Origin of the sequence: Bacillus thermozeamaize, assembly GCA_002159075.1 — a bacterium.
Taxonomy (GTDB): Bacteria; Bacillota; Bacilli; order ZCTH02-B2; family ZCTH02-B2; genus Bacillus_BB; species Bacillus_BB thermozeamaize.
In genome coordinates this window covers 1-13354 of record LZRT01000036.1, presented here as the reverse complement: position 1 = coordinate 13354, position 13354 = coordinate 1, and the positions used below count along the sequence as shown (strand labels likewise).

Annotated in this window: 10 protein-coding genes and 1 pseudogene; 2 read left to right on the top strand and 9 right to left on the bottom strand. The window is 50.2% G+C overall.

Annotated features, from left to right (window positions below; genetic code table 11):
• From BAA01_02375 to BAA01_02350, 6 genes and pseudogenes are all read right to left on the bottom strand, one after another.
• Complete coding sequence (locus BAA01_02375) at positions 1-738, bottom strand: translocation-enhancing protein TepA (GenBank protein ID OUM89638.1); 738 nt, start codon at positions 736-738, stop codon at positions 1-3.
• 206 nt (positions 739-944) lie between these two features.
• The gene (locus BAA01_02370; protein ID OUM89637.1) at positions 945-1985 is read right to left on the bottom strand and encodes a chemotaxis response regulator protein-glutamate methylesterase; all 1041 of its coding nucleotides are present in this window, start codon (positions 1983-1985) and stop codon (positions 945-947) included.
• Complete coding sequence (locus BAA01_02365; GenBank protein OUM89636.1) at positions 1954-2787, bottom strand: chemotaxis protein CheR; 834 nt, start codon at positions 2785-2787, stop codon at positions 1954-1956. Before BAA01_02365 ends, BAA01_02370 begins: the two co-directional genes overlap by 32 nt.
• A 542-nt stretch (positions 2788-3329) precedes the next feature.
• Positions 3330-5000: pseudogene (locus BAA01_02360) on the bottom strand (chemotaxis protein).
• Between the two features lie 619 nt (positions 5001-5619).
• Positions 5620-7647 (bottom strand): chemotaxis protein CheA, encoded by a 2028-nt coding sequence (locus tag BAA01_02355; GenBank protein OUM89635.1) that lies wholly within the window; start codon positions 7645-7647, stop codon positions 5620-5622.
• A gap of 19 nt (positions 7648-7666) precedes the next feature.
• Positions 7667-8092, bottom strand: coding sequence for a chemotaxis protein CheW (locus BAA01_02350; GenBank protein OUM89634.1), 426 nt, complete (start codon positions 8090-8092; stop codon positions 7667-7669).
• Positions 8093-8185: 93 nt separating this feature from the next.
• Between BAA01_02350 and BAA01_02345 the strand changes: the two genes are divergently transcribed.
• Positions 8186-8407 carry a hypothetical protein gene (locus BAA01_02345; GenBank protein OUM89633.1) on the top strand — a complete coding sequence of 74 codons (222 nt, stop codon included), beginning with the start codon at positions 8186-8188 and terminating at the stop codon, positions 8405-8407.
• 185 nt (positions 8408-8592) lie between these two features.
• Here BAA01_02345 and BAA01_02340 read toward each other — a convergent pair whose 3' ends face one another.
• A complete protein-coding gene (locus BAA01_02340; protein OUM89632.1) occupies positions 8593-8829 on the bottom strand; it encodes a transcriptional regulator in 237 nt (78 codons plus the stop codon).
• A gap of 165 nt (positions 8830-8994) precedes the next feature.
• On the opposite strand from BAA01_02340, the gene BAA01_02335 reads away from it, so the two are divergent.
• The gene (locus BAA01_02335; protein OUM89631.1) at positions 8995-9639 is read left to right on the top strand and encodes a hypothetical protein; all 645 of its coding nucleotides are present in this window, start codon (positions 8995-8997) and stop codon (positions 9637-9639) included.
• Positions 9640-9853: 214 nt separating this feature from the next.
• Here the strand turns inward: BAA01_02335 and BAA01_02330 are convergent, their stop codons facing one another.
• Positions 9854-11527: a ribonuclease J gene (locus BAA01_02330; protein ID OUM89630.1), complete on the bottom strand. Its 1674-nt coding sequence runs from the start codon at positions 11525-11527 to the stop codon at positions 9854-9856.
• Positions 11528-11915: 388 nt separating this feature from the next.
• The gene (locus BAA01_02325; protein OUM89629.1) at positions 11916-13058 is read right to left on the bottom strand and encodes a hypothetical protein; all 1143 of its coding nucleotides are present in this window, start codon (positions 13056-13058) and stop codon (positions 11916-11918) included.
• Positions 13059-13354: the final 296 nt, after the last annotated feature.

The window sequence follows — 13354 nt, the reverse complement described above, 5'->3', positions numbered from 1 at the left end:
TCATTGAACCAGTTCCTGTTCCCTGCGGGCCCTTCGCGCCGCTTCGATCCGCCGGTTTAATTCTCTGAACGCCTGGTCCAGTCCGCCGACGGCATCCATCAATCCATATTTTACGGCATCGACGCCGCTCACATTCGTCCCCACATCCCGTGTCAATTCCCCGGTTTTGAACATCAACTCTTTAAACTTTTCCTCCGTGATGCGGGAATGAGAGGTGACAAATTTGACCACTCTTTCCTGCATCTTATCAAGGTATTCAAACGTCTGCGGCACCCCTATGACCAGTCCCGTTAAACGAACGGGATGAATGGTCATCGTGGCTGTCTCGGCGATCAGCGAATAGTCGGCAGCAACAGCAATGGGAACGCCGATACTGTGCCCGCCGCCTAACACCAGCGAAACCTTGGGCTTGGAAAGCGAGGCGATCATTTCGGCAATCGCCAATCCCGCTTCAACATCTCCCCCCACTGTATTTAAGACCACCAGCAGCCCTTCAATCTTCGGATTTTGTTCGGCTGCCACCAATTGAGGAATCACATGTTCATATTTCGTTGTCTTGTTCTGGGGCGGCAAAACCATGTGTCCCTCAATCTGGCCAATAATGTTCAAAAAATAGATATTCGATTCCGCCGTCGGAACCTGCGGCACGCCCAATTGCTGAATCGATTCCAGCGGCCCGGACTTTTCCGTATTCTGTTCTAACCCTGTCTGTTGCGGTTTTTCTGGAAATTGTGTCATCCAATTCCTCCTTCCGCTTCAAAGCCATACAACCCAAACTTAGTATGGAATGAACCTTTATGAATCATACCAGCCAAAAAAGCCGGAAATCCTTCGCATGGATTTCCGGCCTTTGGCGATATGATGCGTCTTGATGATTCGTCTTGGGAGAAAACAACCTGATTGCGGCAACGGAAGCGGTTCCCCGGTTTTTTCGCTGTCTCGCCTCAGACGTGAGATAAGATGAAGGGATATATCGAGGATAGCGCCATTTGGCGATCTGCGTACCCCGCCTCAAAAACGGCTTTTGGCATCCCATACACAACACAGGATTCCTCGGCTTCGACGACGACCCGGCCATGATGTTCTTTGACCTTTTTGCATCCTTCGAGCCCATCAACCCCCATCCCGGTAAGAATCACTGCCAGCAACCGACCGCCAAAAATGGGCGCTGCAGAAAGAAGCGTGACATCCACGGAGGGCTTGTACAATGTGGGGATGGGAGATTCCGCTTGGATTCTCAGGCACTTGCTGCCGTTCCTCCGTTCCTCAATCAACGTCTGGAACCCGGAAGGCGCAATGAAAATCGTCCCTGGTTCAAGCAAGTCCCCGTCCTCGGCCTCTTTCACATGCAGATTGCAAAGATGGTTAAACCGGTCGGCAAAGGATTTCGTAAATCCCGGCGGCATATGTTGAACCACCAGGATAGGCACTGGAAAGTCAGGCGCAAATCTGGGAAGGACGGTTTGCAATGCAGAAGGCCCGCCGGTAGAACTTCCGATAATCACAAGGTCTATTTGAGATGCGCTTTGTTTTTGCACATGTGGATGCTCTGGATACGCCATTGGTCGGGTTGCTTCCGGTATTCTCGCAACAGCGGCGGCCTTGATGCGCTCTAAAAACTCCTTTACCGAATCTGGATCCAAAGGGTCTTTGAGCAAGTCGGATTTCAGAAAAACATCCACCGCCCCAAGCTCCAATGCATCCAATGTCGCCTTTGTTCCCACGCCGGTAAACGAACTCAGCATGACCACAGGAACCGGCGACACTTTCTGGATTTGCCTCAACGCCTGTAACCCGTTCATTTCCGGCATTTCCACATCCATCGTCACCACATCCGGCCGCAGGCGTTGCACTTTCTCGACCGCTTCTTGGCCATTCCTCGCTGCGCCCACTGTATAAAGTTGCCCGTCGCTTTCTATAATTTTGCTGATGGCTCTCCGCATAAAAGCGGAATCATCGACGACTAGGACTCCGTACTGCCGCATAGGACGAATCTTCCTTCCGATAATAAAAGCTCTGCTCCGTGTGGATGGGTTTAAATCCTGTGCCCATTCCCGTAATGCTTTCTGCATGTCCCAGGAATAACGAGCCTCCGGGCACCAACCGGTCGTAGAAACTAGCAACCACCTTCTGAATGGCCGTTCTGTCGAAGTAGATCAAAACATTGCGGCAGAAAATAACGTCAAATTCCCCCAACGTCTCTATCTCGTCGCGGTTAAGAAGGTTTAAGCAGCGGAATTGAACGCTGCTCCGGATCAAGTCAATCACTTGATACCCTTCATCCCGTTCCACGAAGTACTTTGCCAGGTAATGCTCGGGCATTCGCCGAAAAGAAAGGGAATGTTTCGCATACCACCCTTGCTTGGCGACTTGCAAAGCTTTTTTATTGATATCCGTCGCAAGGATCTCGACGGAATGGAGCGGAACGCATCCGGATTCTGCCACCAGGATCGCCAACGTGTATGGCTCTTCCCCGGTTGAGCAGGCGGCGCTCCAGATGCGAATCTGATTTTTCCCTGTCAATTGCGGGAGAATGATGGTTTGAAACACCTCCAACTGGTTTTCTTCTCGGAAAAAAAAGGTTTCATTGATCGTAAGCAACTCGATGACAATATCCCATTCTTGCGGATGATTCTCTATATACCGGACATATTGCCAGATCGACATCCCCAATTCTTTTGTTCGTTTCAAAATTTTGCTTTCCAACAAGGAATGGTTTTGCAAATAATTCAAGCCACAATACTCATAAACCAGTTTTGCCAGATGTTTCAAAGCCATGTCCTCCATGATGAATCACCATGCGAATGGATGTGCCGGCCGCTGACAATGCAGGAATGACGTTGTCAGCGCCGAAGAGCTTGTGCAACGGCATCTCAGCGCAGCGCTTCCAAAGATTCCCGTATCGCATCCGTTTTTTCAGCCAGTTCACGCGTACTCGCCGCCATCCGTGCCACATCATGCATGTCCCGCTGCAGCACATCCCTGGTTTGTCTAAGAGCAAAAGCCACATTTTCCGCCTCAGCCGCTTGTGCTTTTGTGCCTGCGGTCACTTGTGCGATCTGTTCCGCAACCTCTTTTACGATCTTCAGAACATGTTCGGTCTGTTTCGTTTGTTCTTGTGTCGCCACCGTTATCTGGCGAACTTGTGCGCGCGAATGATCCACGCTTCTGAGGATCGCATCCACACCCTGCGCTTGTTGCTTGGTTGCCGCGGATACTTGGTCCGCCTGCGCGGTCACCTTTACGATGGCGTTCACGATATCTTTTCCATGTTTTGTTTGTTCCTCCGTGGCCGCGGTAATTTGGCGAATCTGTTCACGGGCATGGACAATGCCTTTGATGATTTCCTCAATGCCTTGCGCCTGTTCAATCGTTGCCTTCGTCACTTCCTCGGCCTGATGCGCAACGTTTTCTACCGCTTTGACGATCTCACGTGCCTGCTTGGATTGCTCGACAGTAGCTGCTGTAATTTGCCGGACTTGCTCGCGCGCATTTTCCACCCCCTTGATGATTTCTTCCATCACTGCCGCTTGCTCTTTGGTGGCCTGGGTTACTTGTGCCGCCTGGTTGGCAACGTCTTCCACAGCTTTGACGATTTCACGGGACTGTTTTGATTGTTCCACGGTCGCTGCCTCAATTTGACGAACCTGTTCACGGGCATTGGCAACCCCTTTGATGATTTCCTCCATGCCAAGCGATTGTTGTACCGTGGCTTCTTTCACTTGCGCCGTTTGGAGGGTGACATTTTCGACGGCATTGATAATCAGTTCGCTTCCCTTGGCTTGTTCTTTCGTCGCGACGGTGATTTGGCGAACTTGTTCCCGGGCATTGACTATCCCTTTGACGATCTCCTCTACGCCGGCCGCTTGTTCTTTGGTTGCCTGCATGATCTGTGTCGCTTGGTTTGTGACGTTCTCGACGGCTTTGACGATCTGCTCGCTGCCTTTGGCTTGCTCGACGGTCGCCGTCGTAATCTGGCGAACCTCTTCCGATATGTTTTCAATCCCAGTGACAATTTTGGCAATTGCTTCCCCCGCTTCATCAGCCAGTTTGCTTCCCTCATCCACTTTTTGGGCGCCCACTTCAATCGCCTTGATCGCGTCCGCCGTTTCACCTTGAATCCCTTTGATCAGGCCCGCAATCTCTTTCGTAGCAGTAGCGGTGCGCTCCGCCAGTTTTCGAACTTCATCGGCGACGACCGCAAACCCTTTTCCGTGTTCCCCGGCTCGCGCCGCCTCAATCGCCGCATTCAATGCCAGGAGATTGGTTTGTTCGGCGATGTCGTCGATCACTTCAATGATGCTGCCGATTTGTTCCGAACTCTTCCCCAAATTGTTGATCACATCAGAAGCCCGTTTGACGACATTGGCGATTTCTTTCATTCCAATCAACGATTGATTGACTGCTTTCAGCCCATCTCTGGCATCGAGTTGGACTTTTTCGCTTAATTGGTTTACGTTTTGGGCGTTTTGGGCGACTTGTTCAATCGACGCCGCCATTTGTTGAATCGCCGCTGATGTGTCGTGGGCTGATTTTTGCAGAGAACTGGTATTATCCGCCACGCCTTTGATGGATTGGCCCATTTGTTCGATGGCGGCCGAGATTTCTTCGACCGAGCTTGCCGTGCTTTCGGCGTTGCCGGCCACCTGCTGAATGGATGCCGCCATTTCCTGGATCGCGGCAGAGGTTTCTTCGACCGAAGCGGTCAAGCTCTCCGCATTGGCCGCCACGCCTTTGATGGATTGGCCCATTTGTTCGATGGCGGCCGAAATTTGTTCGACCGAGCTTGCCGTGCTTTCGGCGTTGCCAGCCACCTGCTGAATGGATGCCGCTATTTCCTGAATCGCGGCAGAGGTTTCTTCTGCCGAGGCCGTCAAGCTCTCCGCATTGGCCGCCACGCCTTTGATGGACTTGCCCATTTGTTCGATGGCGGCCGAAATTTGTTCGACCGAACTTGCTGTGCTTTCGGCGTTGCCGGCCACCTGCTGAACGGATGCCGCCATTTCCTGGATGGCTGCAGCCGTCTCTTGTGCAGAGGCGGTCACGCTTTCTGCATGATGGGCGACCCCTTTTACCGACCTGCCCATTTGCTCGATGGAGACGGAAATGTGCTCCACCGTGCCTGATGTGCTTTCCGCGTTTCCGGCCACTTGTTGAACGGAAGCCAGCATTTCTTCGATGGCTGCCGCAGACTCCTGCGCGGTTATGGTCAAGCTTTCCGCATTCCCCGCTACGCCTTTCATCTGTTGTCCCATTTGATTCATGGATGCTGAAACTTGTTCAAGCGCGTTTGCGGTACTTGCCGCACTTGTGTCCACTTGCCGGAGCGAAGCCGCCGTTTCCTCCAGAGCAGCCTGAACATCTTCCGTCATGCCCGTAATAGATTCCGCATTTTTCGCCACTCCTTGAATGGATTTCATGATTTCTTCCATCATGGCCGCCGTCGATTCCATTGCCGCTGATTGTTCATCGGTCCCTTTGGACATTTGCTCGGTGATGACGGCAAGCTCTTTCAGGGTTTGTTCAACGTTTTCCGAGATGGCAATGGCCTTTGAAATTGTTCCATTGGCATCGATGAATTTAAGCGCCATTTGTTTCATTTTCATGTTCGATTCCCCCTTAAATGACTTCCTGTAAAGTTGGCATGCGGTTCTCCACCATCTTTGCGATTCCGATGACATCTAAGATCAGTGACACGCTTCCGTCGCCAAGGATCGTGGCGCCTGAGATTCCGTCAATTTTTCCGATGTAGGAACCGATCGATTTCACCACGATTTCCTGGTTGCCGATCAACTCATCAACCACGAGTCCCAGACGTCTCTCGGCCACCCCGACCACAACAATGAACACGTTCTTGTGCTTTCGTCCCTGTCGTTCGATTCCGAAGTGGTCATGCAGCCAAATCAATGGAATGGCTTTGTCTCGAATGACGGCCACCGCTTGCTCCTTGACCGTGTTGATCTCGCCGACGCGAATGCGGACGATTTCTACGACGCTGCTCATGGGTAACGCAAATGTCCGGCCATTCAGCTTAACCAATAGCCCCGTTACAATGGCCAGCGTCAATGGGAGTTTAATGGTAAACGTTGTACCTTCCCCCGGCCGGGTTTCCACCTCGATCAAGCCGTTCAGTTTCTCAATCTGGGACCGGACGATGTCCATGCCAACTCCCCGGCCGGAAATGTCGCTCACCGTTTTCGCGGTCGAGAATCCGGGATGGAAGATCAGATCGATGAGCTCTCGCTCAGTCATTCCTTCCGCTTCCTGAGGGGTAATCAGTTCTTTTTGGATCGCCGATTGTTTCACCTGCTCCGGATCAATGCCGGCTCCGTCATCTTCAATGGTCAAAACGACTTGATTTGCCTGATGGGATGCGGCAATCCGCAGAGTTCCCTTTTCCGGCTTATTCTTCTGTCTCCGGACCTCCGCTTTTTCGATCCCATGATCCAGCGCATTCCGGATGAGATGAATGAGCGAGTCGCCAATCTCTTCGATCACTGTCCGGTCCAATTCGGTTTCCTGTCCCTCCATCACCAAGTTGACTTCCTTCCCCAGTGTGTTTGAGAGATCCCGGACCATTCGAGGAATTCTGTTGAACAGTTGATCAATCGGCGACATTCTTGTTTTCATCATCGTTTCTTGCAGTTCCCCGACCACCCGCGAGATATGGTTCGAAATCTGCTCCAGTTCTTCAATGGTTTCATCCGTCGTATACCTGTTATGTAAAATGTGACTGACCTGAGCGATGCGGGTTTGATCAATGACCAGTTCGCCCACTAGGCTCATGAGCCTTTCCAGGCGTTCCACGTTCATTCGGATGGTTTGAGCGGTCCGCCTCTTTCCTTTGCTCACCTGCGCCTGCTCTTCGTCCCGAATCCATCGCTCTCCTTTTTTTGCTTCACCATCTTTCTCCTTCACGGCATAGGGATAAACCTTTACGGATTTGACATCATGCATGTTTTGAATGTGCGACGCTACCGATGAGGCATCCAGTGATGTGGCAACGAGGTAGAAGATGCGGTTTGGCGTTGGTTCTTGCGCATTCAGGCCCAATTTCGGCAGGGTGCCGACAACCTCTCCAAATTCCCGGATCTGGTTCAGAATCACCAATGCACGGGCCAGCTTCATCTCACACTCCGGATCGATGACCACTTCGCAAGCCCATACATGCTGTCCGTGATGCACGGCTGCTGTAAGCTGCGCTTGCTGTTCCGGCTGCAAAAGGAATGCCGTGTCATGGAATGATTGATCATCAGGCGCCGTCGCTTTGTTGTCAATCAGCTTGCGAAGCTCCAGAATCAGCGGTTCACTGTTTGTCTGAATCCTCCCCGCCGCAAACTCGTCACGGAGTGTCCGGAGCAGATCCAAACATTGGAATAACAAATTCACGATGGGTTTCGTTACCGGCAGGAGATGGCAGCGGATTTGCTCCAACACATTTTCCATTTCATGGGCTACCTTCTTCATTTCCTCAAATCCCATCGCCGCGGAAGCGCCTTTCAGCGTATGGGCCACGCGAAAGATGTTTTGAATCATCTCCGGCGACTCCCCCTTTTGTTCCAGCTGAAGGACATCTTGTTCAAGCTGTTGGAGCAGTTCTTCCGCCTCATCCAGAAACGCCCCGAATAATTCGGAATTATCCAACATTTTTACATCAACAACCTCCCTATTCGAAAAGCACCTGATGAATGTTTAGAATGCTAACCAATCCCTCTTCGGTTTGGCCAATTCCCTCAATATAGTTCCCGTCAATCCCTGAAACAATTTCGGAAGGAGGCTGGATATCCGTGAAGGTAGTGACTTTGTGCACCCCGTCAACCACAATCCCGACGATTTCTTCCCGGATCTGAACGACGACGATCCGAGTCGATTTGGTAACCGGTGCGTCAGTGAAGCCAAAACGTCTGCGGAGGCTCATGATGGGCACAATCTTGCCGCGAAGGTTAATTACACCAAGAATATACGGTTTGCTGTTCGGAACCTCTGTAATCTTTTGCATCTTGATCACTTCGAAAATATCATAGATGCGCAGAGCGTATTTTTCTGCACCCAATTCAAGAACAACGTATTGAACATCTAACGTTGCTGACACATCGACTTCCCCCCTTTCCAGCCGCCAAATCGGTTGTTTCGGTCTGTATCCCCCTATTCTGCCACCAGGGTCCGAATCCTTTCGCTCCAGCCAATGGAAGGCCATGAACGAACAAGCATAGATACCGCCCTGACTGGCGATCCTGATCATCGTTCCGCTTCAAAACGATGGACGCAAACGCTGTATCCATTGGAATATCCGTTTCTCTTTGAATGTGAATCGCTTTTTGACTTGATGGGCGGCAATTATAACGTCTATTTTCATCAGGATGTACTCCGGGCTTCTTTAAACGTTCCGCTGAAGAAAGTAAAATAATTCTTCCTTGGATCAGACAGATTTTTTTTCTTGATGCAAGGGATGAGATAATCTACTGTATCTGTCTCATATCTCTTTTCTGTCATCATCTTTTCTGTGCACTGCCTTCAACCGCTTGAAAACGGACATCGTAAGGAGATCTCTCCGTCGATCGTCAGGTGTCTAAAGGCAAATGCATGTTGCTATCAAGAACGGTTGTTTGTGTGGCATTGTACCGCTTCTTCTTTCGTAAAAAGATCTTCGATTCCCACGCCGAACAACTCGGCAAGGCGCGCCAAACGATCAGCAGTGATTCGCCGTTTTCCGGTTTCGATATAGTGGTAGCCGATATTGGATTCGTAACCAATCGCTCTTGCGACATCCTCTTGAGTAAGGCCTTTTTTAAGCCTTAGTTCACGCAGTTTTTTGTAATTTAGCTGCATATTACCACCTCCCTAGAAAAAACTACCGTAATGGCAGCCTTTAAAATAATAAACTACCTAATCTGTAGTGTCAATATATTTCCTTTTCGGTAGCTTTTATTCCCAAATTGGTAAACATAAATTAAAATATTGCCAAAATGGTAAATCAGGGGTGTAAATGGAAGCATGTTCGGAGAAAGGCTGAAGAAAGCAAGAAAAAAAAGCGGCATGACACAAATGGAGCTGGCGCAAAAATTGAATTTAACGGATGCCACGCTCAACCGATATGAGAAAGGGCATCGAAAGCCTGATCCGGAGACACTTTCCAAAATCGCAGAAATCCTTCACGTATCGGTGGATTGGCTGTTGGGTCGTACAGACAATCCCGAACCATTTCCAAACTTTGAAGAACTTCTTAAAAAAATGGGCGGCTGGCCTGCGGGTGAGATGGTTCCTATTCCTGTACTCAGTGTCATCCGTTGCGGCAGCTCGATCTATGCCGAGCAAAATATACTCGGATACGAAATGGTGTCCGCCGATGTGATACGTGGAGAAGAGTATTTTTATTTGAAGGTGACTGGAGATTCCATGTCCGGCGTCGGCATGATTCCTGGAAGTTTTGTTTTGGTCAAACGCCAGGACTTTGTCAATGATGGTGAAATTGCAGTGGTGATCGCAGATGGCAATGAGGCAACCATCAAGCGTGTGCGTTTCATAAACGGACAGGTGATGCTCATTCCTGCAAATCCTGCATATGAGCCAAAACTTTATCATGAAAAGGAAGTCAAGATCATCGGCAAAGTCGTGCAGACCATGATCAAGTACGACTGATACCCTTTCACTGCAAGAACCCGCGGGCTTTTTCGGTGCCCATGCGGCCGTTTTTCATCAATCGGGTGAACATATAAAGGCGGCTTCAGCACGGTTTGGTCAAACGCGTATCACCATTTTCTTGGATCTGTCTTGTTCTCCCCGATACGCAAAAATGAAAAGCCGAAAACCCTTGTGGCACAAGGATTTCCGGCCTTTGGTGATTATGGCAGGTTTACACTTCCATAATGATCGGCAGGATCATGGGTCTCCGGCGCGTCTGTTCGTATAGAAATTTCCCCAGATCATCGCGCACGCCGGTTTTTAAAGAAGACCACTCGCTGACATTGTCAGTCATTAATCGTTTTAAGGTATTGGTGACGATTCGACTTGCTTCTTCAAGCAGCTCTTCCGACTCCCTCACATAGACAAAACCCCGAGAAATGATATCTGGCCCGGAGAGAATACTGCCGTTTTGTTTGCTCAGTGTGACGACAACCACCAAGATTCCGTCCTGGGATAACAGTTTCCGGTCGCGCAAGACAATATTGCCCACATCGCCGACTCCAAGCCCGTCCACCAAGATATTGCCGATGGGCACCCTGCTGCCCAGACGAGCGTGTCCGCGGGAAAACTCGACGACATCGCCATTATCCACAATGAAAATGTTTTCTTTCGGGATCCCAACTTGTTGCGCCAACTGGGCGTGCATGCGGAGCATCCGGTATTCGCCGTGAATGGGAATAAAATATTTGGGTTTGATGAGCTGAAGCATCAGCTTCAGATCTTCCTGGCTGCCGTGTCCCGAAACGTGCAAATCCTTGTTCATGGCGCCGTAAACCACATCGGCTCCAAGGCGAAACAGATGATCCACCGTGCTGCCAACATACCGTTCGTTTCCGGGAATGGGCGTCGCAGCGATAATTACTGTGTCACCGGGCAAGATTTCCACCTTCCGGTGCAGGGAACGCGCCATGCGAGTCAAGGCAGACATCGGTTCTCCCTGGCTGCCGGTCGACAAGATGACCACCTCATTGGGCGGCAACTGGTTGATCTCGTCAGGTTCGACGAGCAGTCCATCCGGAACGTGCAAATACCCCAATTCGGTGCTGATGTTGATCACATTCAGCATGCTCCGGCCGATGATGGAAACCTTCCGGTTGGTGGCCTGCGCGGCATCAAAAATCTGCTGCACCCGATGGACATTGGACGCAAATGTAGACACCACAATGCGTCGCTTGGCCTTGGTGAATTCGTCCAAAATGGCCATCCCTACCGTCCGTTCCGATCCAGTAAAACCGGGACGCTCCGCATTGGTGCTGTCCGAGAGAAGGCACAAGACATTTCTTTGGCCGATTTCGGCCATCTTGTGCAAGTCTGCCGGCCGCCCGATGGGCGTCATGTCAAACTTGAAGTCGCCGGTATGAACGACCAACCCTTCCGGCGTCTCCAGACAGATCCCCACACTGTCAGGAATACTGTGATTGGTCCGGAAAAAAGTGGCTTTCATCGAGCCCAATTGCACTTCGGAACGCTCATGGATGACGTGCCGCTTCGTCTGCCGCAAGAGGTTAACCTCCCGCAGCTTGTTTTCAATCAAACCCATCGTCAGTTTGGTCCCGTACACGGGCACGTTCAAGTTTTTCAACACATACGGCAAGCCACCGATGTGGTCCTCATGACCGTGCGTGATGAGAATCCCCCGTACCTTTTCCTTGTTCTCCAGCAGGTAGGTGATGTCCGGAATCACGACGTCAATCCCCAGCATCTCCTCCTCTGGAAACATCAAACCGCAGTCAATCACCACGATGTCATTCCGGTACTGGACCACATACATATTCTTTCCAATTTCTCCCAAGCCGCCCAGTGCGAAAATGGAAAGATGTTCTCCTATGCTGTTTTTGGACAAATGGATACCTCCTGTATTGACTGACCTCCTGCCCTTTTATCATTTTGAATACGTTCATCAAGTAAAACCGCCCCAAATCACCTAAACGTATTATACTGAAACATCTGGGGAATGACAACAGATGCCTGGATCGAGTAGGAGGGGGCGACTAACCCCCGTCCCCTCACCTATGAAAAAATGCAAGCCCTTCTCGAAAAAATTTCAACTCTACATGCAAAAAAGGCAATAATAAGCTAAACCGGGCCAATTCCGTTTTTTGACCCAGCCCTTTTTCTTGACCTGGCTTGCTTAATTACCAACCATAACCTCCGTTCGGTTCTGTCAAGGCAATTTCCCTTGACGGAACCGAACGGAGGTTATACACTGTTGCCCTGCAAGCCGGAAATCTTTATCCAGCACCTTGTAACCAGCGAGGTGCTTGTTCGTCCGGAATTTCCCCTACATCTTCAATGATTCGCCAAAGTTCATCCGTCGTAACTTCATATTTCTTCGCTTTTCTGTTCATAGTCTTGAGTTTTTTATCCAACAAGTCCCTTCGGAGATCCCGGTACTCCTCCTGCCGTACCAGCACCGCCCATACAACATGAAGCAGCTTCCGAGCCGTTGCAACAATCGCGATCTTATGCCCCTTCTTTGCCTTTAAACCCAAATAAAAAGCGCGCAGCTTGCCCTCGCTCTGTACCGCCCGTTGTGCGCATTGAACCAGTATCCAGCGTAATACGCTTCGGCCTTCCTTCGTAATATGGCCGGTGTAGCGTGTTTTTCCGGATTGATGGACAGATGGAACTAACCCGGCATAACTTGCCAGTTTTTTCGGTGACGAAAAACGTGAAATGTCCCCAATCTCCGCTAGAATGGTCAATGCACTCAGAGCTGAAATGCCTGGTATACCCATGAGTAATTTTACATCCGGGTTTTCCTTTGCCCTTACAAACAAATCCGCCTCAAGCGCCGTCATTTCTTTCTGAACAGCATCCAGCAGCCTAAGTGATGAACAGACGATAATTTGTTCCGTTTCCGGCAACGAAATACTTTCCAAAAATCTGCGCCCATTTTTCCCAAACAAGTCGCTCCAAGGTGATTGAATTCCGTTACGAATCAATACAGCATGAATTTTATTTTTCAGCATGGTGCGGATCTTTGCCAGTCGGATCCGATGATGAAGCAATACTCGGAGCTGGTACTTTTCTTTGTCTGGCACCCAGCTTTCGGGAATAAAATCTGCCGCCAAGAGTTGGGCAAGAATTTGGGCATCCAGAGCATCCGTTTTTATACGCGCTTCAGCAATGGCACGGGTTTTCAGAGTATTCGCGATCACGACTTGTGCTGGATAGCCGGATAGAATATCATAAATCCAAAAGGCGTTACTGGTCGCTTCCATGACGACTCGAGTTTCGGGATCAAGGGTTTGGGCGAACTCCTCCCAGGACTCGCGTGTATTGGCGATCCGAAAACGCCTTTTTTTCTTATCCGGACCGATCTCACACCCTTCCACATATTTTTGATGAACATCCAAACCGATGAAACGCATTTCCATCCCCTCTCTAATTCACATATTGCAGGCGGAGTTGCTTTACATTCACCTATACGTGGGCATTGCCACAACTGGGTGAGGCGAGGAGGCGGTTAAACACACCAACGGGCTTATTTCATTTCATCCCAGTGAGAGGACAACCGCCCCGCCTACAGCATTCTCCGAGACCCTGCTCTCATTGTATCAGAGAAGGGTCTGCATTTTTATCATACCAACACACCACCTAGCATGCGGGTCCGCACTAGGCGGTTCGCCAACCTTGACGAATTTCGAAATATCTTTCCGTTAAACTC